This window comes from Flavobacterium sp. CECT 9288, assembly GCF_918731615.1.
Taxonomy (GTDB): domain Bacteria; phylum Bacteroidota; class Bacteroidia; order Flavobacteriales; family Flavobacteriaceae; genus Flavobacterium.
The window spans coordinates 2,347,833-2,372,501 of sequence record NZ_OU957226.1 but is presented as its reverse complement, the minus strand read 5'-3'; the positions used below and the strand labels follow the sequence as shown (position 1 = coordinate 2,372,501).

The 24,669-nt window shown below is 33.8% G+C and carries 24 protein-coding genes; 9 read left to right on the top strand and 15 right to left on the bottom strand.

Annotation, left to right across the window (positions count from 1 at the left end; translation table 11 throughout):
* Window positions 1-134 precede the first annotated feature (134 nt).
* Window positions 135-2,987 carry a carbamoyl-phosphate synthase large subunit gene (carB, locus tag LQ189_RS10480; RefSeq protein WP_230156572.1) on the top strand — a complete coding sequence of 951 codons (2,853 nt, stop codon included), beginning with the start codon at window positions 135-137 and terminating at the stop codon, window positions 2,985-2,987.
* A 66-nt stretch (window positions 2,988-3,053) separates the two neighbouring features.
* On the opposite strand, the gene LQ189_RS10475 is transcribed toward carB, so the two are convergent.
* The 3 genes from LQ189_RS10475 to LQ189_RS10465 form a co-directional block, all read right to left on the bottom strand.
* Window positions 3,054-3,662 (bottom strand): YkgJ family cysteine cluster protein, encoded by a 609-nt coding sequence (locus tag LQ189_RS10475; protein WP_230156565.1) that lies wholly within the window; start codon window positions 3,660-3,662, stop codon window positions 3,054-3,056.
* A 159-nt stretch (window positions 3,663-3,821) separates the two neighbouring features.
* A complete protein-coding gene (locus LQ189_RS10470) occupies window positions 3,822-5,111 on the bottom strand; it encodes an amidohydrolase family protein (RefSeq protein WP_230156563.1) in 1,290 nt (429 codons plus the stop codon).
* Window positions 5,112-5,244: 133 nt separating this feature from the next.
* Window positions 5,245-6,138, bottom strand: a complete 894-nt coding sequence (locus LQ189_RS10465) for a dienelactone hydrolase family protein (RefSeq protein ID WP_230156561.1) — start codon at window positions 6,136-6,138, stop codon at window positions 5,245-5,247.
* Between the two features lie 199 nt (window positions 6,139-6,337).
* On the opposite strand from LQ189_RS10465, the gene LQ189_RS10460 reads away from it, so the two are divergent.
* From LQ189_RS10460 to LQ189_RS10430, 7 genes are all read left to right on the top strand, one after another.
* Window positions 6,338-7,282, top strand: coding sequence for an ion channel (locus tag LQ189_RS10460; RefSeq protein ID WP_086453563.1), 945 nt, complete (start codon window positions 6,338-6,340; stop codon window positions 7,280-7,282).
* 87 nt (window positions 7,283-7,369) lie between these two features.
* Entirely contained in the window at window positions 7,370-8,266 is an 897-nt protein-coding gene (locus tag LQ189_RS10455) for a MerR family transcriptional regulator (protein ID WP_086453564.1), read from the top strand.
* A 36-nt stretch (window positions 8,267-8,302) separates the two neighbouring features.
* On the top strand, window positions 8,303-9,778 hold the full coding sequence (locus LQ189_RS10450; protein WP_230156560.1) for an NAD(P)/FAD-dependent oxidoreductase: 1,476 nt from the start codon (window positions 8,303-8,305) through the stop codon (window positions 9,776-9,778).
* A 1-nt stretch (window position 9,779) separates the two neighbouring features.
* The gene (locus LQ189_RS10445) at window positions 9,780-10,619 is read left to right on the top strand and encodes a phytoene/squalene synthase family protein (protein ID WP_230156559.1); all 840 of its coding nucleotides are present in this window, start codon (window positions 9,780-9,782) and stop codon (window positions 10,617-10,619) included.
* 44 nt (window positions 10,620-10,663) lie between these two features.
* Window positions 10,664-11,104: a sterol desaturase family protein gene (locus LQ189_RS10440; protein WP_086453567.1), complete on the top strand. Its 441-nt coding sequence runs from the start codon at window positions 10,664-10,666 to the stop codon at window positions 11,102-11,104.
* 166 nt (window positions 11,105-11,270) lie between these two features.
* On the top strand, window positions 11,271-11,732 hold the full coding sequence (locus tag LQ189_RS10435; protein WP_230156557.1) for an SRPBCC family protein: 462 nt from the start codon (window positions 11,271-11,273) through the stop codon (window positions 11,730-11,732).
* A complete protein-coding gene (locus LQ189_RS10430; protein WP_230156555.1) occupies window positions 11,732-13,027 on the top strand; it encodes a deoxyribodipyrimidine photo-lyase in 1,296 nt (431 codons plus the stop codon). Before LQ189_RS10435 ends, LQ189_RS10430 begins: the two co-directional genes overlap by 1 nt.
* 63 nt (window positions 13,028-13,090) lie before the next feature.
* Here the strand turns inward: LQ189_RS10430 and LQ189_RS10425 are convergent, their stop codons facing one another.
* The 9 genes from LQ189_RS10425 to LQ189_RS10385 form a co-directional block, all read right to left on the bottom strand.
* Complete coding sequence (locus LQ189_RS10425) at window positions 13,091-14,509, bottom strand: SDR family oxidoreductase (RefSeq protein WP_230156553.1); 1,419 nt, start codon at window positions 14,507-14,509, stop codon at window positions 13,091-13,093.
* 107 nt (window positions 14,510-14,616) lie between these two features.
* Window positions 14,617-15,228, bottom strand: coding sequence for a GTP cyclohydrolase I FolE (folE, locus tag LQ189_RS10420; RefSeq protein WP_230156551.1), 612 nt, complete (start codon window positions 15,226-15,228; stop codon window positions 14,617-14,619).
* 40 nt (window positions 15,229-15,268) lie between these two features.
* Window positions 15,269-15,952: an SDR family NAD(P)-dependent oxidoreductase gene (locus LQ189_RS10415; protein ID WP_230156549.1), complete on the bottom strand. Its 684-nt coding sequence runs from the start codon at window positions 15,950-15,952 to the stop codon at window positions 15,269-15,271.
* Window positions 15,953-16,001: 49 nt separating this feature from the next.
* A complete protein-coding gene (locus tag LQ189_RS10410; protein ID WP_254906649.1) occupies window positions 16,002-16,286 on the bottom strand; it encodes a TIGR03643 family protein in 285 nt (94 codons plus the stop codon).
* A gap of 33 nt (window positions 16,287-16,319) precedes the next feature.
* Entirely contained in the window at window positions 16,320-17,807 is a 1,488-nt protein-coding gene (locus LQ189_RS10405; RefSeq protein ID WP_086453571.1) for a cryptochrome/deoxyribodipyrimidine photo-lyase family protein, read from the bottom strand.
* A gap of 5 nt (window positions 17,808-17,812) precedes the next feature.
* On the bottom strand, window positions 17,813-19,117 hold the full coding sequence (locus LQ189_RS10400; RefSeq protein WP_230156547.1) for a DASH family cryptochrome: 1,305 nt from the start codon (window positions 19,115-19,117) through the stop codon (window positions 17,813-17,815).
* On the bottom strand, window positions 19,093-19,227 hold the full coding sequence (locus tag LQ189_RS10395) for a DUF2256 domain-containing protein (protein ID WP_230156545.1): 135 nt from the start codon (window positions 19,225-19,227) through the stop codon (window positions 19,093-19,095). The genes LQ189_RS10400 and LQ189_RS10395 overlap by 25 nt, the downstream gene beginning before the upstream one ends.
* Window positions 19,227-20,534, bottom strand: coding sequence for an AarF/ABC1/UbiB kinase family protein (locus LQ189_RS10390; protein WP_230156543.1), 1,308 nt, complete (start codon window positions 20,532-20,534; stop codon window positions 19,227-19,229). The genes LQ189_RS10395 and LQ189_RS10390 overlap by 1 nt, the downstream gene beginning before the upstream one ends.
* Entirely contained in the window at window positions 20,534-21,193 is a 660-nt protein-coding gene (locus tag LQ189_RS10385) for a TetR family transcriptional regulator C-terminal domain-containing protein (RefSeq protein WP_230156540.1), read from the bottom strand. The genes LQ189_RS10390 and LQ189_RS10385 overlap by 1 nt, the downstream gene beginning before the upstream one ends.
* 118 nt (window positions 21,194-21,311) lie before the next feature.
* Between LQ189_RS10385 and LQ189_RS10380 the strand changes: the two genes are divergently transcribed.
* Window positions 21,312-22,226, top strand: coding sequence for a TIGR01777 family oxidoreductase (locus LQ189_RS10380; RefSeq protein WP_230156538.1), 915 nt, complete (start codon window positions 21,312-21,314; stop codon window positions 22,224-22,226).
* Between the two features lie 46 nt (window positions 22,227-22,272).
* On the opposite strand, the gene LQ189_RS10375 is transcribed toward LQ189_RS10380, so the two are convergent.
* Genes LQ189_RS10375 through rmuC form a run of 3 tightly spaced genes read right to left on the bottom strand, consistent with a single transcriptional unit; the run spans window position 22,273 to window position 24,566 of the window.
* Window positions 22,273-22,824 (bottom strand): acyl-CoA thioesterase, encoded by a 552-nt coding sequence (locus LQ189_RS10375; RefSeq protein ID WP_230156531.1) that lies wholly within the window; start codon window positions 22,822-22,824, stop codon window positions 22,273-22,275.
* Window positions 22,825-23,190, bottom strand: coding sequence for a 6-phosphogluconate dehydrogenase (locus LQ189_RS10370; RefSeq protein WP_086455386.1), 366 nt, complete (start codon window positions 23,188-23,190; stop codon window positions 22,825-22,827).
* A 5-nt stretch (window positions 23,191-23,195) separates the two neighbouring features.
* Window positions 23,196-24,566: a DNA recombination protein RmuC gene (rmuC, locus tag LQ189_RS10365; RefSeq protein WP_230156529.1), complete on the bottom strand. Its 1,371-nt coding sequence runs from the start codon at window positions 24,564-24,566 to the stop codon at window positions 23,196-23,198.
* Between the last annotated feature and the right edge of the window lie 103 nt (window positions 24,567-24,669).

Here is a 24,669-nt window from a genome sequence, read left to right as displayed (position 1 = left end):
TTAAGGCGTTACTTTTTTTAGTATCGCCTTTTTTTATACCTATTCGTTAAAAAAGGACAGGTTATTTTACAGTTAAGTGTCTATTTTTGATACTTTTAATAATTATAAACAACAACAACACAACACTACATAAAATGCCAAAAGATACATCTATAAAATCCGTTTTGATAATAGGCTCAGGTCCTATAGTAATTGGTCAAGCTTGTGAATTTGATTATGCAGGTTCACAATCGGCACGTTCTATTCGTGAAGAAGGAATTGAGGTCATCTTAATCAACTCTAACCCAGCTACAATTATGACTGACCCCTCAATGGCTGATCATGTTTATTTGAAGCCATTGACAACAAAGTCAATCATTGAAATTTTAAAAGCACATCCTCAAATTGATGCGGTATTGCCAACTATGGGAGGACAAACGGCTTTGAATTTATGTCTTGAGGCAGAAGAAAAGGGAATTTGGGAAGATTTTGGAGTACGATTAATTGGGGTTGATGTTAATGCCATCAATATTACAGAAGATAGAGATCAATTTAAAGCTTTGCTAAAAAGAATCAATGTACCTACTGCACCTGCCGAAATTTGTACGTCCTACCTAAGAGGAAAAGAAATTGCACAGGAATTTGGTTTTCCATTGGTAATTCGTCCTTCATTTACTTTAGGAGGAACAGGAGCGGCTATTGTATACAAAAAAGAAGATTTTGATGAGCTTTTAACTAGAGGTTTAGAAGCTTCTCCTATACATGAAGTTTTGATTGACAAAGCTTTGATGGGATGGAAAGAATATGAATTGGAACTTTTGAGAGACAAAAACGATAATGTAGTTATCATTTGTTCTATCGAAAATATGGACCCGATGGGGATTCACACTGGAGATTCGATCACAGTTGCGCCAGCGATGACTTTATCTGATACAACATTTCAAAAAATGCGTGATTATGCTATCTTGATGATGCGTAGCATAGGGAATTTTGCGGGTGGATGTAACGTACAATTTGCTGTTTCTCCAGATGATAAAGAAGATATTGTAGCCATTGAGATCAATCCTCGTGTATCTCGTTCTTCTGCTTTGGCATCAAAAGCAACAGGATATCCAATTGCAAAAATCGCCTCTAAACTGGCGTTGGGTTACAATCTAGATGAATTACAAAATCAAATTACCAAGTCAACTTCGGCTTTGTTTGAACCGACTTTAGATTATGTTATTGTAAAAATACCACGTTGGAACTTTGATAAGTTTGAAGGAGCTGACAGAACTTTAGGACTTCAAATGAAATCTGTTGGTGAGGTAATGGGAATTGGGCGTTCGTTTCAAGAAGCTCTTCATAAAGCCACTCAATCATTGGAAATAAAAAGAAATGGTTTAGGAGCTGACGGAAAAGGATACACCAACTACGAACAAATTATTGAGAAACTAACTTTTGCAAGTTGGGATCGTGTGTTTGTGATTTATGATGCTATTGCCATGGGAATTCCGTTGAGCCGCATTCATGAAATCACTAAAATAGACATGTGGTTCTTGAAGCAATATGAAGAACTTTATACTTTAGAAAAAGAAATTTCAAACTATAAAGTTGAAACTTTGCCAAGAGAATTATTACTTGAAGCCAAACAAAAAGGGTTTGCTGACAGACAAATTGCGCACATGATGGGTTGCTTAGAAAGCCAAGTTCATGATTTGCGTACCGCTAAAAATATCAACCGCGTATTTAAACTGGTAGATACTTGTGCTGCAGAGTTTAAAGCGCAAACACCATACTATTATTCTACATTTGAAGCTGAAATTGAAAAAGCAGATGGTACACGTTATGTGGATAATGAAAGTATTGTAACTGATAAAAAGAAAATTATTGTTTTGGGCTCAGGGCCAAATCGAATTGGGCAAGGTATAGAATTTGATTATTCTTGCGTACACGGAGTACTAGCTGCCAAAGAGTGCGGCTATGAAACCATCATGATCAACTGTAATCCCGAAACGGTTTCGACGGATTTTGATACAGCCGATAAATTGTATTTTGAACCTGTTTTTTGGGAGCATATTTATGATATCATTCAACACGAAAAACCAGAAGGGGTTATTGTTCAGCTAGGGGGTCAAACAGCTCTGAAATTAGCAGAAAAATTATCTAAGTACGGAATCAAAATCATAGGAACTAGTTTTGATGCACTGGATTTAGCCGAAGATAGAGGGCGTTTTTCTGAACTTTTAACAGAATTAGCTATTCCATTCCCGCAATTTGGTATTGCAGAAACTGCTGATGAAGCATCGGCGCTGGCAGACCAACTGGATTTTCCATTATTGATTCGTCCATCCTATGTTTTAGGGGGGCAAGGAATGAAAATTGTGATCAACAAGCAAGAACTTGAGGAACACGTAATTAATTTATTGAAAACTATTCCAGGGAATAAATTACTTTTAGATCATTACTTAGATGGTGCTATTGAAGCTGAAGCAGATGCTATTTGCGACGGTGAAAATGTATACATCATAGGGATCATGGAACATATTGAACCTTGTGGTGTACACTCTGGAGACAGTAATGCTACTTTACCTCCATTCAACTTAGGTGAGTTTGTAATGCAACAAATAAAAGATCATACTCAAAAAATTGCCTTGGCACTTAAAACAGTTGGATTAATTAACATTCAGTTTGCGATAAAAAATGATATTGTATACATTATAGAAGCTAATCCAAGAGCATCTCGTACGGTGCCGTTTATTGCAAAAGCCTATGGAGAACCGTATGTGAATTATGCAACAAAAGTGATGTTAGGCCACAATAAAGTAACTGATTTTGACTTCAATCCGCAGTTGAAAGGATTTGCCATTAAGCAGCCCGTGTTTTCTTTTAGTAAGTTCCACAATGTGAACAAAGCTTTAGGACCTGAAATGAAATCAACAGGGGAAAGTATTTTATTTATTGATGACTTGAAAGACGATCAGTTTTATGAATTGTACTCTAGAAGAAAAATGTATTTGAGTAAATAAAACTCTAAATATTTATATTGAAAAAGCCCCAAATGGGGCTTTTTTTTGTGGGACTGTGTTTTTGGATTAAGCAATATTACCCAAATCTTTTGGAAAAGGACGGTAGGCATAATAGTGTAGAACTTCTTCAATAGCGGTTCTTAAAGCTTTATTGATAGGCATCATGGTAATGCCTAGACGTGCATCAATCTGGGAAAGTTGCATGTAATAGTCTGTAAAAACAGGAATGTAAAGCCCTTTACTTATAGCTTCTTCAGTAGTTTTGTAGTGTTCGTTTTGTCCTTCTTTTATGATTTTGCAAGTCGCTAATCGTAGCTGACCGTATTTGTCTCTCGTGGCTGCATATCCAAAAAGCCTACAGATTAAACCGCGATATCGGTAATTGCTGCAACGCCCCATAGCTCGATCTACTAAGGTTAGAGGTTGATACAAGTAACAAAAAGTATTGGACTTATGTTTTAACATATCCAGCTTTTTTTCAGCTTCTCCATTCAAAAATAAATGCAGTGCCCAAGGCAAAAACTCTAATGGCGACGCTTCTATTTCAGGAGTACTGCAACATGCGCCGCAACCGCTACAACAGTTTAATTGTGATTGGGCCTGAAAGACTATAATTTCCTTTTCAAGACGGTCAAATAATGCTTCTACCAATTGAACCTTTTGAGCTATAGCCATGACTTTCTTGGAAAGGTAGGCTATTAAAAACCAGTAAAGTAAAAATTAGGATTTACTTGTGAGTTGTTATATAATGGGTTCTAGCTTTAGTAATTTTTGTTTGGCTTGCTGTTTATTTTTTTGGTAAGCGTAGGATAGTATTTTGAAACACACAATTTTTTAATTCTTAGAATTTGATTCTAACTTTTTTAGTAGGTCTGATTTTACATAAACTTTACCTTCAATGATTGTGATTGCAACTGTTTTGATGTTGGTGATATCTTGTAATGGATTTTTGTCTAGAATTATTAGATCAGCAGATTTACCTATTTCAATTGTCCCCCAATTTTTGGTTTCACCAAAAAAGGATGCAGGCGTTGAAGTGGCCGATTTTAAAATAGTAAAGGTATCAATTCCAGCATTTGACCAATTTACCATTTCTTCGTACATATTAAATCCGTTCATTTGAAAGCTGCCTGCAGGGTCACTACCTAGTAACAAAAGGCATTTGTTATCATTGAGTTGTTTTAGAATTTTTTGTTTGTATTGAAATTGAGGTTTGTATTTTTCTGCAGCTTGTATGATTTGGTCATTTCCTTTTGCAGTTATATAATCGTTTAATTCTTTTTCCCATTTTTCGAGATACGTTTTAGGAGCATTAAAATAAACCAGTCTATTTTTATAGTCATTAGGATAACTTAGTTTTACTGACATAATATCCCAATCTAGCGTAGGACAGTTGTAAACGCTATATTTTTTGGTTAATAAAATAGCATTTGCTAGAGCACTTTGGTCATTAATTTTTTCGTAGCCAGCAAGATGTTCAATGCTTTTGTAACCAGATTGCAGTACTTTTTCAAGTGCAACTTCCTTAGGATAGTGTCCACAAACGATAATAGAATTTCTATTAGCCGATTTCATCAAGTTGTCAAAAACTTCTTCATTAGCTATGCTAAAAACTTTTATAAAATTAAGATTATTCTTTTTTATTGCAACCATCAAACTGTCAAATTGCGGTTCTGTATATTTATCCTCACGTGATATTATATGACTGTAATGCATTTTTGGGCTACTTATATTGCTATCTGTCTCAATTTTATTTTTTAATAAAAGTTGAGGTGTTTTTGTATTCATAACCCTAATATGAGTTACTCCTGCGGCAATATTTTCTAAAAGATAATTCTCTACATCTTTTTCTTCAGGGACATGGCTGTGCATTTCAGCTAATCCTGGCATCAAGAACTTGTTGTAACCCTCAATTACTTCATGGTTTGATTTTTTTGAAAGTTTATTGAAATCATCAATCTTTACAATTTTGCCATTTTCAATTAAAACGCTTTTTCTTTCAGTAATATTTGGACTGGTCATTGTTATTAAGTTAATGTCTTTTATGATCAATCCTTTGGATTCTTGCGTCATTCCATTAATACTCCATAAAACAGCAAAGAGAGATAGTATTTTTAGTTTCATTTTTGATATAATTCTTTTTATTTATTAGGAATTCACGTTAATGATACGTTCAGTTGAAAAGTTTAAGCACTTATTTTTATAGACCAAAACAAAAATTCCCAAAGATGATTTGGGAATTTAATCTTGTATTTCATTATTTCTTCTTTAATTCCTGCTTGAAAAAATCAATGGTTCTGGTCCAAGATAAAGTAGCGGCTTTTTCATCGTATCTTGGTGTGGTATTGTTGTGAAAACCATGGTTAACACCATCATAAAAATAGGCAACATGTTGTACATTGTTCTTTTTTAAGATGGTTTCATAAGCAGGCCAACCTTCGTTCACACGGGTGTCTAAGCCTGCGTATTGGGCTAGGATAGGGGTTTTAATCAGTTCGGCTTCGGCAGCTGTGGGTTGCCCTCCATAATAAGGAACTGCGGCACCAAGTTCTGGTATTTTTACCGCCATCATATTTGCAATCCAACCTCCAAAACAAAACCCTACAACTCCTATATGTCCGTTGCAATCTTTGTGCGATTTTAAAAAATGGTAGGCAGCAATAAAATCTTCGAGCATTTCCTCGCGCGTACGTTTCTTTTGAAGTTCGCGTCCTGCATCATCATTACCAGGATAACCACCTAATGGAGATAAAGCATCTGGCGCAAGTGTTATAAACCCTTCAACAGCTCCTCTACGACCTACATCTTCAATGTACGGATTAAGACCTCGGTTTTCATGTACTACAATAATTCCGGGTAGTTTTTTTCGGGTTTTAGTAGGTTGAGATAAAAGTCCTTTTATTGGTCCGCCACCTTTATCTGAGTTGTAAGTAATAAATCCCGATTTTATTCTGGGGTCTTCGGGTTGTATCAAAATAGAGTCCACATAATTAGGCGACATGAAACTCAATAATGATGGAAGCGTTAAGGTACCGACAGCAAATAAGGATAGTTTTTCTACAAATCCGCGACGATCAATTTTATTGTGTGCATAATCGTCATATAAGTCAAATACCTCTTGACTGATATCTTCTTTGGTTATTTTTTTCATAGTTTTTTAGTTTGCACTAATGTATAAAAAAAGTGGTAAAGAATTACCGTTGTAAATCTTAGTGGATTAATTGATAAAAAATGTTTTTACACACTACAGCTACTTACTTATTTTTAATATTTCTATTTTTGGTGTTTCAATAACACATGCAAGGAAACCTTTTAAGGGTTGTTCTTGTCTATGTTTTATACTACAAGCTATGAAATTAAAAGGTGAAGGACAACAAAATACGGGTTTTGGTACGAATGCCAATAATTACGGTGGCCGTTTTATTAACAAGGATGGAAGTGCCAATGTTGAAAAAAGAGGAATGTTTATCTTAAATAGAATCAGTTGGTACCACACCATGATTGAGATGCCTCGATGGCGTTTTCTATGCACCTTACTCCTTTTTTATATTGGTATGAATTTTATTTTTGCCTGTTTGTATTACCTCATTGGAATAGAATATTTAAATGGTATTGATATTTCTGGTACAGAGTTAGGTAAATTTGGTCAAGCGTACTTTTTTAGTGCACAAACCTTTACTACAGTGGGATATGGTCATATAAGTCCTATTGGTTTTTTGAGTAGTTTATTGGCTGCAGCCGAAGCCTTGATTGGATTACTTAGTTTTGCCATTGCAACAGGTTTATTTTTTGGAAGGTTTAGTAAGCCCACCGCTTTTCTTAAGTTTTCTCATAATGCTATCATTGCACCGTATAGAGAAGGTACGGGTTTGATGATGCGAGTAACCCCTTTTAAAAATACCAATCTTACCGATGCTTTTGCGAAGGTCACCATTAGAATGAGCATAAAAGAAAATGAGGTTTATATCAATAAATTTTTTGCATTAGACCTAGAATTAGAAAGAATAAATGTGCTCACTTTAAGCTGGACACTCGTTCATCCTATAACAGAGAGCAGCCCGCTATATGGTTTTACCGAAGAGGATTTCAAATCTACCAATGGAGAAATTATTGTATTCTTAACTGCCTTTGATGACATGTTTAGCAATACAGTTGCCACAAGAACATCATATACATTTAACGAATTAATTTATGGTGCTAAGTTTGAACCTATGTACACTAGAAATGAAGATAATTCTAAGACAATTCTGCATTTAGACCTTTTGAATGCTATAAAGCCTGTGAGTTTTAAATAAAAATGACTCTTTTTGTTTGTTTTGGACTTTTTAGTATCATTTATAATAAATTTTATTTTACATTTGTTCAATAAATATTGAAAAACGATGAACAATGTAAAAAATGTATTCAGTATCAAGGATCTTGAAAACCTCTCAGGGATCAAAGCTCATACGATACGAATTTGGGAGAAACGTTACGATATTCTTCAGCCCATGCGTACAGATACTAACATTCGTTTGTATGATTTGGCTAGTTTACAAAAACTTTTAAACATAACCTTGCTCCATGATTATGGGTACAAGATATCAAAAATTGCAACCTATCCTCAGGAAAAAATTCCGTCGCTTGTACGTGAAATAATTTCGAGTAAAACTGCAAAAAGTCACGCCATCAGTGAGTTTAAGATGGCTATGATGAACTTTGATCAAGAGTTGTTTTTTAACACATACAATTGGTTAATAGCTGAGAAATCATTTAAAGAGATTTTTCATCAAGTTTTTATTCCATTGATGAATGAATTAGGACTTTTGTGGCAATCCGATACCATTACTCCAGCACACGAGCATTTTATTAGTTATTTAATCAAACAAAAATTACTAATTAATACAGAGAAACTTCAAGTTTTGAAGCAAACCAAGAATGATAAAGTTTTTGTTTTGTCTTTGCCTATGAACGAGATTCATGAACTTGGTTTGATGTATTTAAACTATGAAGTGTTATTACACGGATACAAAACGATTTATCTGGGTGAAAGTATGCCTATTGAAAACCTAAAAGACTTAAAAAAACACTTTAACTCTATTGTATATGTGTCTTACATGACGGTTCAACCAGAACGAGATCTTCTGGATAATTATATTCAGAAGATGTCAGAAGAGTTATTAGACGACAGCACAGAATTATGGTATATTGGTCGCATGGTAGAGTTCATAAATAAAGACAAACTTCCAGAACAAATAACAATTTTCAATTCTATTTCAGAATTAGTCGATTGGATTTAATTTTTTGTTTAAACAATTTGTATATTTGCTAAACAAATGAAAGATATAAAAAAAATAACAATAATAGGATCTGGCTTTTCTGCTTTGGCTGCAGCTTCCTATTTAGCTCAAAGTGGTCATAATGTGATAGTTTATGAAAAAAACGATGCATTAGGAGGTAGAGCAAGACAACTCAAAATAGACGGTTTTACGTTTGATATGGGACCTAGCTGGTACTGGATGCCAGATGTTTTTGAGCGTTTTTTTGCTGATTTTGGCAAAAAAACTACTGATTATTATGAGTTAATAAAACTAGCACCAGCATATAGGGTATACTACGGAATCAATGATTTCATTACTATTGCTGACAATTTAGATGAAATTGTTGCCACTTTTGAGTCTATTGAAAAGGGTAGTGGTGCAAAGTTGCAAAAGTTTATGGCACGTGCCAAAAGCAACTATGATATCGCTATTAAAGATTTAGTATATCGTCCAGGAGTTTCTGCTCTAGAGTTAATCACTACCGAAACAGCATTAAAAGTAGGTGAATTTTTTAGTAACATAAGTAGAGATGTACGCAAGAAATTTAAAAATGAAAGGCTAATCCAGATTTTAGAGTTTCCTGTATTGTTCCTTGGTGCAAAACCATCAGATACACCCTCCTTTTATAGTTTCATGAATTTTGCTGATTTCGGATTGGGAACTTGGCATCCAAAAACAGGAATGTTTGATGTGGTGAGAGCCATGGTAAATCTTGCAAAAGAATTAGGAGTTCAATTTGTAACCAATGCGGGAGTTGACAAAATAATAGTTGAAAACGGAACTGCAGTTGCACTTCAAATAAACGGAGATCGCATAGCATCTGATTTAATTTTGAGTGGTGCTGATTACCACCACACCGAAACATTATTAGATCAAAAATACAGAGCTTATTCAGAAAAATATTGGGACAGCAGAGTTTTTGCTCCATCATCATTGTTGTTTTATGTTGGTTTCAATAAAAAACTAGATAACATATCACATCATGCTTTATTTTTTGATGTTGATTTTTATCAGCATGCTAGGGATATTTATGATGAACCGCAATGGCCTAAAGAGCCTTTGTTTTATGCAAATTTCCCATCGGTAACAGATCAAACTGCTGCTCCTGAGGGTATGGAATCTGGATTTTTTCTTGTACCTTTAGCACCAGGAATAAATGATACTGAGGCTTTAAGAGAGGAATATTTTGAAATAATTATCAAGCGTTTTGAAACTTTAACACAGCAAAATGTTAGAGAAAGTATTATTTTTAAAGAGTCTTTTTGTAAAAATGATTTTGTTTCAGAGTATAATTCATACAAAGGAAACGCATACGGCATGGCAAATACGCTTTTGCAAACAGCGTTTTTGAGACCGAAGTTAAAAAGTAAAAAAGTTAAAAATTTATATTTCACAGGTCAATTAACGGTTCCTGGTCCTGGGGTACCTCCGGCATTAATTTCTGGAAAATTAGTGTCAGAATTAATTAATAAGCAATTTTCAGAGCAATAGTATGAAAGAATTATTTGACGATGTGTCTTTTAAATGTAGCAAGTTAGTTACAAAAAATTACAGTACCTCTTTTTCATTAGCGGTATACATGTTATCACCTAGCATAAGAGACGCCATTTATAGCATTTATGGTTTTGTGCGTTTTGCAGATGAAATTGTAGATACATTTCATGGCTACAACAAAGAAGATCTCATTACCGAGTTTGAAGAGGAATATTACAAAGCCCTAGAAAGAGGTATAAGTTTAAACCCTATTTTGAATTCTTTTCAACAAACGGTTAAGCAATACAACATTAGCGATGATCTTGTACAGGCTTTTTTACGAAGCATGAAACTAGATTTAATCAAATCTGATTATCACAGTAAAGAAGAGTATGATGCTTACATATACGGCTCTGCAGATGTTGTAGGACTTATGTGCCTCAAAGTTTTTGTAGCGGGTGATGATAAACGTTACGAGCAACTTAAAGACGAAGCCATGAGGCTAGGTTCTGCTTTTCAAAAAGTGAATTTTTTACGTGATTTAAAAGATGATAATTTGGTGTTGAACCGTAATTATTTTCCAGGCGTAGATCTCAATTCATTCGATGAAAAAGCAAAAACACAAATCATCAACGAAATAGAAGAGGATTTTAGAGTAGCTTATGAAGGAATTGTAAAGCTTCCAATAGAGGCAAAGTTTGGTGTTTACACTGCCTTTGTCTACTATAAAAAACTACTTAAAAAATTAGAGAATACGCCTTGTAGTGAGATTGGAAGTTCTAGAATTCGAGTTTCAAATTACTCAAAAGCAGGTTTACTAGCCAAATCTTTTGTGTCATATAAATTAAAACTAGTATAATTTTCAGCATTAATAAAAATTGTTACACTTAAATACATAATATAATGATATTTTTTTTGATTTTTCTTGGTACTTTTTTAACCATGGAGGGGATTACTTGGTGTACCCATAAGTATGTAATGCACGGTTCCATGTGGTATTTTCATGCAGATCATCATCAGCCAAAATACGCAAACATCTTTGAGAGAAATGACATCTTTTTTGTGATTTTTGCAGCTCCAAGCATAGCTCTTTTCTACTACGGTGTAGAGGGCGGATTGAATTATAAATTTTTCATAGGTCTAGGTATTATGTTTTATGGTTTGTGCTATTTCTTAATCCATGATGTCCTTATTCATCAGCGTTTTAAGTGGTTCAAACACACAAACAACAAGTATTTAATAGGTTTGCGTAAAGCACACAAAGTACACCACAAGCATTTAGGTAAAGAACATGGAGAATGTTTCGGGATGCTTTTTGTACCCTTCAAATACTACAAAATGTAATAAAAATCGTTGGGGCGTGACCTCGCTTCCACTAGCGTTACAGCGGGGTCGGGCTATCCGTTCCCGCTTTTTTTTTTGGCTTGACAAAAAAGTCAACCCCAAAAAAAAGAGCTCCACTACTATCCCTCACGCGCACAAAAACACCAATTTCTTTTACAAAGCCATTATGAAAATATACAAACAAGAAACCGTTCAGCATGTTAATGCATCTGTTGCTGAATGTTGGATTTTTTTTTCGAACCCAAAAAACCTTCAAAAAATTACACCCGAAGGAATGGGTTTTCAAATTACTGATTTTGATCAAAAATCAATGTATCCCGGACAAGTTATACAATATAGAGTGACACCACTTTTTGGCATCACCCTATCTTGGATGACCATTATTACTCAAGTGAAAGAAAACAGCTATTTCATAGACGAACAACGTTTTGGACCTTACAGCTTTTGGCACCACAAACATTTCTTTGAAGAAACCCCTTCAGGAACAAAAATGACTGATGTGGTGCATTATGGCTTGCCATTAGGTATTTTGGGTCGCATCATGAACACCTTAGTTGTAAAAAATAAATTAAAATCAATTTTTGAATACCGTGTAACTAAAGTTGATGAAATTTTTAATTCAAAATAATGAGCAAGCAACAAGTATCTCTCTTTTGGTTTAGACGGGATTTAAGACTAGACGATAATGCAGGTTTATTTCAGGCCTTACAGTCAAGCAGAGTTGTAATTCCTTTGTTTATTTTTGATGAAGCTATTCTGGATAAACTGCCAGTAAATGATGCTAGGGTCAACTTTATACATCAATCATTAAGTACCATTCAGGATGCATTAGCTCAAATAGGGAGTTCACTTCTTGTGAAAAAAGGACAAACTCATGTTGTTTGGAAATCGCTTTTACAAGAGTACGATATTCAAAATGTTTTTTATAACAAAGATTATGAGCCGTATGCACTAGAGCGTGATGCTGCCATTTGTGAGTTGTTAGCACAAAGTAATGTAAAAGCACAAGCTTTTAAAGACCAAGTAATTTTCGAAGAAAAAGAAATCACAAAAGCTGATGGGTTACCTTATACTGTATACACACCCTTTAAAAATAAATGGTTAGAAAAATACAAAACGATGGCACCCGTTGTTGAGTATGATACGGAATCATTATATGCTAATTTTCATAAGAATACCTATGCAATGCCTTCTTTGGCCGAAATTGGTTTTGAAAAAAGTGCTATCACTGTTAAGCCGCATAATCTCAAGTTTATATCAAATTATCAGGATACAAGAGATTTTCCAGCTATGGATAAAACCTCTTATTTGTCACCTCATTTGCGTTTTGGGACAGTAAGTGTGCGCAAATTAGTTAATTGGGCTTTTCATAAAAATGATGTTTTTTTAAGTGAATTGATTTGGAGAGAATTTTTTATGCAAATTCTTTACAGTTTCCCAAAAGTGGTCAACCGTAATTTCAAGTCAGCGTATGACGGTATTGAATGGCGCAATGACGAAGCCGATTTTAAGCGTTGGTGCGAAGGAAAAACAGGTTATCCTATGGTTGATGCAGGTATGCGTCAGCTTAATGAAACCGGCTACATGCACAATAGAGTCCGTATGGTTGTAGCTAGTTTTTTATGCAAACATTTATTAATTGAATGGCAATGGGGCGAAGCCTATTTTGCAGAAAAATTATTAGATTACGAAATGTCTGCAAATGTTGGCAACTGGCAATGGGCTGCTGGAACTGGTTGTGATGCAGCGCCATATTTTAGAGTTTTTAATCCAGATATTCAACAAAAAAAGTTTGATGAAAAAGGAGCTTACATTAGAAAATGGATTAAAGAATTTGATTTAGGATACGGAAAACCTATGGTAGAGCATGCTATGGCTAGAGATAGAGCTATAGCAACGTACAAAGCAGGAATTTTAAAATAGTTTACATTTTACAATACGCGTTTAAAGTTTTTAAACGCGTATTTTTTTTGATTTTTGACAGAATTAGTAAATTAATTTTTGAAGCATTCCTTTGAATATAAATCCATGAAAAGGAACAACGCTGTACCAATACAATTTACCCCATATTCCATCAGGTCTAAAAGTTGCCGATTGATATAAGGTATTTCCAATTATTTTAAACTCGAGCCAAGCTTCGCCTGGAAGTTTCATTTCGGCAAATAAGATAAGTTTTCCCTCTTGTTTATTGGCATACAAAACCCTCCAAAAATCAAGAGCATCACCAGCATGTATTTCATGTCTGTTGGTTCGTCCACGTCTGGAACCTACACCACCATATAATTTATCAATAAAACCTCGTAAATCCCAGAGCCAATCTCCATAATACCAACCCGTTTCACCTCCTATGGACCAAATTCTACTGATGGTAAATTCCCGATCAATGATTTCCATTTTTCTGCGGTCAATAAAGCAGTCTTTTTTGGGTACTTTTAAATAATTAGAAAGATTCGTGTTGAAACGCCCGCTAATCATAGAATCTTTCCAGCTGGAAGCTACTTTATCTTCGTCCACTTTTATCAAAGCTCGTTTTAATGCCTGTTGGTACGTCATAGGTTTTACTTGCACAATGTCATTAATTCTATTGTCATTGCATACCACTTCCACTTTCATACTGCTTACCAGTGCCGATGCCAATCTGTAGGATGTTGAAGTTACAAAATACAACCAGTAGGAGGAAAGCTTAGGAGTCATTACGGGTACTGTGAAAATCCATCTTTTTAAATTTTTGGCTGCAGCAAAACCTAAAAGCATCTCTTTATACGTTAAAATATCAGGCCCACCAATATCAAAACTTTGATCAAACGTTTTTGGATTCAATAAGGATCGCATTAAAATATCCAACACATCAGTGATAGCTATGGGTTGACATCTTGTATTGAGCCATTTTGGAGTGATCATTACGGGTAGTTTATTCACTAAATCCCTTATAATATCAAATGAGGCACTACCAGATCCTACTATAATTCCAGCCCTTAGGGTAGTGGTAGCAAAAGTTCCAGTAGTTAAAATATCTTCAACTTTTTTTCGGGAAGAAAGGTGCTTTGACAAGGCTTGATCGTTTACAATACCACTTAAGTAAATCACTTGCTGCACGCTAGTTTGGTTTAACTTAGAAACAAAGTTTCTTGCTGATAAACTTTCTAATTCGTCATAGTTTGTGGCAGATCCTGACATGGAGTGTATCAAATAATACGCTACATCTATAGTATTAGGGATATTTTGAACCGAAAGCTCGTCAAGAAAATCAACCTCAATTACTGTAATTTTACTTTGAAATTCAATAGGACAATAAAACCTATTCTTATCTCGTACACAACATATTACTTCATGACCTTGTTCTACTAATAAGGGTAAAAGTCTTTTTCCTATGTATCCTGTGGCACCAGTTAAGAGAATTTTCATGGCTTTATGAATTAGGTTAACAAAAAAAGGAAACTACGCAATATTTAAATCTTGTAATTTCCTTTTGTGAATTTATGGTAGAACTGTAATTTTATATAAAGATACAATTAACTTAGTTTATTAGATACCAAACTGATAAACTCTTTTCTGGTTTTGTCTTTTTCAAAAGCACCTGTAAAAGAAGAAGTAGTTGTTACAGAATTTTGTTTTTGAATTCCACGCATTTGCATGCACATGTGTTGTGCTTCAATGACAACTGCTACTCCTAGCGGATTTAAGGCCTCTTGAATACAGTTTTTTATTTGGTCTGTCAATCGTTCTTGCACTTGCATTCTTCGAGCAAATGCATCAACAACTCTCGGTATTTTACTTAAACCTACAATTTTTCCGTTTGGAATATAAGCAACGTGTGCTTTCCCAAAAAACGGTAACATGTGGTGTTCACACATAGAGTATACTTCAATATCTTTTACAACAATCATTTGCTGGTGATCTTCAGTAAACATAGCAGATTTTAGGATTTCTAAAGGATCTAAGCCATATCCATGCGTTAAATATTGCATTGCTTTTGCAACGCGTTCCGGTGTTTTTTCTAGACCTTCACGAGTCACATCTTCACCTAGACCATCAATAATGATCTTATAATTATCTGCCAAAGCCTCTGTAATCTCTGTATCGTATTGTTCAATTTTTTCGTAACTTTTCATTTCTTTGATCATTCTATTCTGGGTTTCAATTTTTATTTTGGGTAAATTATTTTTAGATTTTAAAAGATACGATGCCGTAGTCCATTTCGAATATCTGACCGGATATGGATTTAGCGTTCTCTGAAATTAAGAAATTTGCCATATTCGCAACTTCTTCAGGTTTTAAATAGCCTTTCATCGGGTGGCGTTCTACCATGTTTTCTTTCATTCGATCGTTTCTTAATATTCCCGCTGCTAATGTCGTTTCGGTAATTGTAGGGGCAATGGCATTGATTCTAATCACAGATGCTAATTCAGCTCCTAATGATTTTACAAGCCCTTCAATACCTGCTTTGGCCGTTGCAATACTCGCATGGAACGGCATTCCTAGTTTTACAGCAACCGTACTGAATAAAACAATCGACGGATTAGTTCCTTTTCGTAAAGCGGGTAAGTATTTTTGAATGGCTTTTACGGCCCCAATGACGTTTATTTCAAAATCATTTCTAAAATCGTCAATACTTAAACTTCCTATTGGTTTAAGATTTATAGAACCTGGACAGTAAATTAAAGTGTCTACGTTTTCTATTTCTGGTAAAGCATCTTGTAGAACATTTATTGAAAAGTGTCTCAAGTTGGGGTGTGTGATTTCAGGCTCGTTTCTACTTATATTGTACACGATATTGCTTTCTAATTGTTGTAATAGTATAGCACTACCAATACCTTTGCTTCCCCCAATGATTACTATGTTTTTCATGTGTAATATCAATCAGTTATTAAAATTTATTTTTGTAGTTGAATGTGAATTATCGTTTAGAAATTTTGTTGTTGTTGATTTGTCTTTGCATAGTGCATTTAAATCTTCCTTCTCTGAAATCTCTTAGTTTTTCATGCTTTGTTTTTCTTCCTTGCACTCTTTCACGCCACATTTTAAAACTTGATGGTTTCATTTCGGCGCGCATCAAGTTGATTACTTCTTGTTCTTTGAGTCCAAATTGCAATAAAATAGCGTCAAACGTAGTTCGGTCTTCCCAAGCCATTTCTATAACGCGGTCTTTTTCTAAATCAGTAAGTTCTTTTTTTACAGTCACGATACTAAGTTTTTATATTATTCTTTTTTTAATCTAAGCTTCACTATCGCCTATATCGGCCATAGTATGCAATTTTAAGATTCGGGAGCTTTCTTCTTTTACGAGCGGATTTTTTTTCATTTTCCATAAAAAATCACTTGCAAATTTTCTAGTTCTCTCCATGTTTACAATTGGTTTTGGATAATCAACACCAACTTCAAAATCATTAAACTTTTGGTCAAGATATGTCATTTTATATGGCTCATGGATAAAGCTACGCGGAATGTTTTGCAACTCAGGAACCCATTTTCTTATAAACTCTCCCTCTGGATCGTGTTCATAACTGTTTTTTATAGGGTTATAAATGCGTAGCATGTTGATACCTGTTTCTCCTGCTTGCATTTGCAATTGCGGAAAATGAATCCCCGGTTCAAAGTCTAAAAACATTTGAGATAAATGATGGGTAGCTTCTTGCCATGGTTGCCATAAATTATGTGTAAAAAACGAAACCAACATGGCGCGCATTCTAAAATTTAAATAACCAGTTTCATTTAAACATCTCATGCACGCATCAATTAGCGGGAAACCTGTCGTTCCTGTTTTCCAAGCTTCGATGTAATTGTTATTTACTTTCTTTTGCAAGGAATGAAAACCTTTATTTACACTCTCAAACTCCATGATTTCCTCCATTTCAAACTTTTGAATAAAATGAGCTTGCCATGTTAATCGTGATACAAATGAGTCTATTTGTTTAGGATCACTACATTGTAATCTAAAAGTAGCAGCTTTTTGCAATACTTCACGAGTTGATAAATTTCCCCATGCAATATAAGGGGATAACCTACTGCAGCTTTTTCTTGCCAATAATGGTTTAGAAATATGAGAACCGTAATTAAAATACCTTTCATTAAAAAAGGTTTCTAAATACTTGCGACCCATTGTGGTACCTCCTTTTTGAAAAATGGTATCAGGAACAGTGTCTAAGTCTTGTTTTTCGAGTGTTTTCTCTAACTCAATTATTTCCTCAATTGGAACGTATTTTTTTGGGTCAAAATCAAAAACGAATAATGGCAAATTCATGTATTTTTCCCATTGTGATACCCAATTTGATCTGTCTTTTAATCCTCTAAAAATACCATTGTTGATGTTTTCTTCCCAATGGATAAAGTTGTTTTTACAATATCTTTTGAAAGTTTTGTCACGTTCATAAGTGATTTTTATTCCTGTTTCTTGGTGTGAATAGACGGTTTTTATTTTATAATTTTCTTCTAAGAAATTAAAAACCTGCATCACTTCAGATGAAACTGCTAATATTTTTGTGTTAGATTGTTCTAGTTGCTTGTTTAAATCTACAATGGATTGTTTGATAAAATTCCAATGTCTTGTACTATAATGAGTGTCATTTTTTAATGATTTTTCAAATACATATAGCAATAAAGTAGGAATTCCTGAATTTGTTGCATTGAAAATAGCTTCGTTATCTTGTAAACGAAGATCTCTTTTCAACCAGACTACATTGATATTTTTTTTATTTGTATTCATTTACATTAGAATAGTTTGTTTTGCAACCATAAGTTTTGAAATTTTGATTGTCCATCATAATTTGATGCTTGTAACTTGATGTTGAACTTTCGGTCTCTAGGATCATTGCCCACTCCAGAAACATACATCCAGTTACCATAATTGCTGTGGACATCATAATCAAGTAAAAGAGACTCAAAATAAGCAGCACCAATACGCCAGTCCAGTAACAATTCTTTAGCAAAGTACGTAGCTACATTTTGCCTACCTCGATTACTCATCCAGCCCGTTTCCTTTAGTTCAATCATATTTGCATTTACAAATGGTTGTTCGGTAGTTCCATTTATCCATTTAGTAATTGCATATTTATTATTTTTCCAATCGTAATCTCTATGTAAAATGCCGCCTATTTTAAAGATACTATCTCCGTTTTTTAATGAAATATATTTAAAGTAGTCTCTCCAAATTAACTCGAAAAACAACCAGTATGTAGATTCGTTTTTTTCTACCTCTTTTTCATATTGCAAGATTTCCCAATAAATAGTTTTGGCCGAAATGGAACCATTGGCTAACCAAGGTGAAAATTTCGAACTAAAATCGGCGCCTATCAATCCATTGCGAGTGAGTTTATAAACGCTTAACTTTTCGCTATCCCAAAAATAACTTTGTAATCTAGACAAAGCTGCATCTTCACCTCCACGAAACGGAAAAGCAGTTCTAGAATCTAATTCAAAATCTTCTAAACCCAAGTCTTGTAGAGTAGGAATCTTAGTGTCATTTGAAACCAAGTTTTCTTTTGATTTTGATTTAGAAACAAATAATGATTTAACTCGAGCTGATTTTTCGCATTTATTTCTAAATTGTGTAAAAACATTTGGTATCGATTCAATATCAAACGGAATGCTATCAGGATGAAATAAAAATTGGTTGTAAGAAGTTCTAAATTCTACTGAAGCCTCTGTTTTTTCTCTAATATTTTGCTCAATTTGCTTTTCCTCACTAGTCCATTCTTCTTGAAAGTAAAGGGAATTAATTTCATTCTTCTTAATGAATTCAGGCAATACATCCTCAGGTTTTTGTTGGTAAACTAATAATGAAATGTTTAGTTTTTCAAGATTTCTACGCAAAGCAACCACAGATTCAATTAAAAATTTGGCTCTAAATTTTTCTGTTTTTTTAAATCCAAATTGTGTTTCTTCAAACTGTCTTGGATCAAAAAAATAGATGGCAATTACATTTTCATTAATATTAATTGCGCTTGTAAGTGATTCATTATCCTGAACTCTCAAATCATTTCTAAACCAAACTAAACCTTTTTGTTTCTTTTGCATTTTTCACTACAATATTTTACTTCTTCCCAAACTTTTTCCCATTTTTTCCTCCAGTTAAAGGGCCTGTTGCAAACTGGGCACATTTTTGAGGGTAAATGCTCTTTTTTCACTATTTGTATTTTTCAAACTCATTGACAACTATTGTAGCCTTTAAGTCAAACATTAAATTGTACAACCCGAAAAAAGTTCTATTCATGTATATAAAATGCTTAGAACCTCTGTTGCCATTCATCTTTCTTAAGTTTGTATCCTTAGAAAAACGCTCTCCTAATGCAGCTATATTGTCAAAAAATGTTACATCAGAAAAATCAAATGTTGATGCTTGAAATGGCTGAGTGAATAAGGATAACAAATCATGAAACATGGTTGTAAAATAAGCGATTTCCTCAGCGGTATCATCGGTTCTTAAAATTTCAAGTTCAAACAATTTAGCGTTAAATAATTTAGGATCATTTATGACCTTTTTGTCAATAAGCTCAAAATAAGGGATGTAGAATTCCGTAGGAATTTTTTTCATGCATCCAAAATCGAGTGCTACAAGATTGTTGTTTTCATCTACCAAGAAGTTTCCTGGATGTGGATCTGCGTGTACTTTTTTCAGAATATGAATTTGGTACATGTAAAAATCCCATAAAGCTTGACCTATTTTGTCAGCTGCTACTTGATCTGAGTTTATTTTTGTGAACTCAGATAAGTGTTTTCCGGTCATCCAATCCATGGTTATGATTTTCTCTGATGAAAACTCTGGATAGTAACTCGGGAAAACTAAATTTTCAATTTTTTGGCAGGCCTCAACTACTTCTTGGCTTTGTTTTAGTTCCAATAAATAATTGGTTTCCTCAATCAATTTATCTTCTACTTCTTTGAAATATTTATCAGAATCTTTCCCTTGCAGGTTAAACATTCTTATGGCAATTGGTTTTACCATAGACAAATCCGATGAAATACTATTGGCTACACCAGGATACTGAATTTTCACCGCTAATTTTTTACCGTTTTTTTCGGCAACGTGTACCTGTCCTATACTAGCTGCATTTACTGAGGTAGCATTAAATTCATCAAAAATTTCATAAGGTGTTTTACCAAAATTAGTTTTGAATGTCTTTAAAACCAATGGAGCAGATAATGGCGGCACTGAAAACTGAGATAATGAGAATTTTTCAACATAAGCTTGTGGTAAAAAACTTTTATCCATGCTTAACATTTGGGCTACTTTAAGTGCACTTCCTTTTAAACTTTTAAGCCCATCATAAATATCCTCTGCATTATCTTCATTCAATTGATCACGAGTCATATCAGAGTTGACCATTTTGCCACCATAATATTTTAGGTAGTTTACGCCAACTTTTGCACCTGTTTGTACTAATTTAGTTGCCCGCTCAATTTTTGAGGTGGGTATGTAGTCTATTGTTTTCATTACTTGTTGTATATTTTTTCTTTGAAAATAAATTTTCCAAAATCGATTAAACTGTCTATTGGAGCAATATTCATTAACTCAAAAGTCACTTTGACGGACTTTTCAATATAGATATCTGTTTTTTCAAATGCTGGACTAGCATCATCAAGCCAGAACTTTAGGGTTAATAAAAGTTGTATCCAAGACGTTTCTTGAAAAGCTTTTTCTTGAAAGTTTTGTAAACGCTCTTGTTGTGTTCTAAAATCATCAGCGATAATTTCGGTTAAGAAATTTTTAAAGCTATTTCTCAGTCCAGAGAGTTGCATTAATTTTTTAAGTTGGTCATTATGTTCTTTTAAAACTAAAACTACATAACTCCTGTTAGCAGTAAGGATTTCAAAAAAAGTAAAATAGAAACTTAACATTTTACTTTTCATATCATACATCTCGTATTCTTTGTTTTTTTGTAAGAGTTCAATTGTTTTTTCTATAAACATTTTGAAAATCTCTTTTTCGATACTTTCTATTGTCCCGAAGTACGCATAAAATTCTGTTTCAGTAAAATCATTAGACTTGCTAAAACTGTATACTGACTTAGGTTTTTCACTGTGTTCTAGTACATAATCCATGTACAATGAAACTATCTTATCTTTTGTAATTGCTGTTTTCTTGGTAGCCATTTTAGTGTGTATTTCTAATTAAGGTATAAAGGTAGTAAATGTTTAACTATATATTAATAAAGTTAAACAAAATTTATTATAATTTTATATCTTTAAAATTCATTAGCTTTACACTATTATGAAAAAGAACGTATTAATTAGCGGCGGAACAGGATTTATAGGTAAGCAATTAACGACTTTGCTGTTATCCAAAGGTTTTTCGGTATCTATCCTTACTAGGACTTTAAGACCAAATTTAGAGGAGGTTTTTTATTACAAGTGGGATGTTGAAAATCAAACTATTGATGAACAAGCAGTCTTGCGTGCGGACTATATTGTACATCTAGCTGGTGAAAACATTGCCGAGAAAAGATGGACTGCAAAACGTAAAGCTGCCATAATAGAGAGTAGAGAGCAATCTACCTTATTATTATATACCACACTTAAAAAGCACAATAAGCAACTAGAAGCCTTTATATCTGCATCGGCAGTAGGGATTTACGGAGCAGTAAATGGGGAGGAAATTTGTGAAGAAACTATGATTCCTGCAAATGATTTTTTGGGTTATACCTGTCAAAAATGGGAAGATGCGATAGATTTTATTGAAAATAGAAATATAAGAACGGTCAAATTAAGAACTGGACTCGTATTAGGCAAGAACGATGGTGTCTTGAATAAGCTTGCTACTATTTTTAAGTTGAGGTTAGGCTCAGCACTGGGTACTGGCAAACAGTATATGCCTTGGATTCACGTAGATGATTTGTGTATGATGTACTATCATGCCATAAAAACAGATCATATGAATGGTGCTTACAATGCAGCCATACAAGATAATACTACAAATACTATTTTCTCAAAAACGCTTGCATGTGTTTACGGATATTCTATTTGGTTGCCCAATGTACCCACGTTTGTTCTAGAATTTGTCATGGGCGAAATGTCTAAAATTGTACTCACGGGTAGGAGAGTCTCCTCTAAAAAAATAGAGCAGACCGGTTTTCAGTTTCAATTTAAAAATTTGGAGGGAGCTTTGAGGAATTGTTTAACTAAATAACAGTATTCCTTTAACATTTTTTTTGTTTATGTGTTGTTGATGAATGTTAGGGTTCAAAATCAAGTTTTACATTATCATGTGATAGACTTTCAATAGCAGAAGGAGAATTATAATCGAAAATTTCTTCGTGTAAGTCTTTTTCTTTCTTTAGAGAAATTTGCTTAACGCAGTTAAAATAGCGTCTCAAATCATTTTGATTCGATAAAATAAGACCTGGAACGATCACGCTTTCCCCTGAATTTTTTTTGGCAACCATAGTAAAATAAGAAGAATTGCAATGTTTTATTTTTCCAGTTTGAATGTTTTCTGCCTCAACACGAATTCCTATAATCATAGAACTTTTGCCCACATAGTTTACACTGGCTTTCATAGTCACTAGTTCGCCAACTTCAATAGGGCTCAAGAAATTAACGGTATCAACTGATGCAGTTACACAATAATTTCCTGAAAATTTTGAGGCACAAGCAAATGCAATCTGGTCTAAAAGTGATAAAATATATCCACCATGTATTTTACCACTAAAATTAGTATGCGAAGGTAGCATCAGCTCAGATATGCTAATGTCTGAGGATGCTACTGTTTTAAAAATGCGATCCATTTATTTAATCTTGAACGGTGAGTTTACTTTTTTGACATCAGTTATAAAATAGCGTGTGTCTCCCCACCACGGAAAAGTACGGTAACGTTCTACATAATTTACTTGAACGTATTGTCCTTCAAACTCTTGTAAGTCAGTTATAACCTTGTCATTGCTATCTAATACAGAAAAGGTGAAAATTTGCGCTCCAGAAATACCTTGACTGATTTCTCCTTCCCAAGTTTTAAAAACCACTCCTTTATTACTAACTTTAATTAATTCACCAGATCGCACACCTTCACTATATGTTGCAGTGTATAAAAAAGTAAAATAGGATACAAGACCTAGTAGTATAACCGCTAAAGTTATCATTAAAAATTTTCTCATTTTATTTAGTTTAGTAATTGATTATCGTCTTTTTCGGCTCTGTTTATTATGCTTTCTGGAAGTGCTTTTTTTGCTTTGGCTCCCATTTTTTTTAATTTTTCGACACTTACAATTAAGTTGCCTTTTCCATCAACTAGTTTGTTCATGGCACCTGAATATTCTGTTTTAGTTTCGTCTATTTTTTTACCAATTTTTATTAAATCGGCAACAAATCCTTCAAATTTATCATAAAGTGCACCAGCTTGTCTCGCAATTTCTAGTGCATTTTCTTGTTGCTTTTGATTGGTCCACATACTGTCTATCGTTCTCAAAGTAGCTAATAGAGTGGCAGGAGTGACAATGACTATGTTTTTTTCGAATGCTTTGTTGTACAGTGTGGTGTCCTCATTAAGTGCCATAGCAAAGGCAGGTTCTATCGGAATAAAAAGTAGAACAAAATCAGGACTTTCCATTTGGTATAGGTCATGATAATTTTTGTTTCCTAGTTGCTCCACATGACGTTTAATTGAATTGACATGCTCGCGTAAAAATCCAGTTTTTGCTACATCATCCTCTTCATTAATATATTTTTCGTAAGCCGTAAGGGACACTTTAGAGTCGACAATCATTTTTTTACCATCCGGCAAATTAATAACAACGTCAGGAAAAACGCGGTTTCCATCTTCGGTTGTAAAAGCTTGTTGTACTTCATACTCACGACCTTTCTCTAAGCCTGACTTTTCTAGTACACGTTCTAAAACTAATTCGCCCCAATTTCCTTGCATTTTGCTATCGCCTTTTAATGCTTTGGTAAGGTTAATTGTTTCTTTGCTCATTTGAATATTCATCTCGCGTAAGCCCAGAATTTGTTGGCGTAAAGCGGCATGATAATCAATACTTTCTTTATGTGTATCTTCTACTTTCTTTTCGAATAACTGAATTTTATCTTGCAGTGGAGACAATATGTTTTTCATGTTTTCTTTGTTCTGCTCCGTAAATTTATTCGATTTTTCGTCTAATATTTTATTGGCAAGATTTTCAAATTCCTTGGTGAATTTTTCTTGTAGTTTTTCTACCTCTTCCTTTTGTTCTTTATTTCGTTCCCAAAGATTTTCAAAATCTACTTCTTTTTTTGAAAGTTGAATCGCTAAACTGTCTTTTTCATTCCGAATTGCTTCTTTCGCAATTGTGGCGCTCTCCAGTTGTTTTTCAAAAGTTGCTTTGTCTACTTGAACTTGCTCCTTAAGTTGATTGAATTGGCTGGTGTATGCAATTAGTTTTTCTTCTAATCCAATTTTTTCAGACTGAAATCGAGCAGAATAAATGAGTTTTCCCAGAAAAATTCCGAGACCTAATGCAACCAAAAAAATAATTAAAAAAGGAAGTAAAGTTGACATAAAATTTCTTTTGTAAGACTGTAAAATTAAGAAAAACTTTCTAGCTATTTAGATACAAAATCAAATAACTGTTTCAAAATAATTCGCAAGTGTATTAACTTTT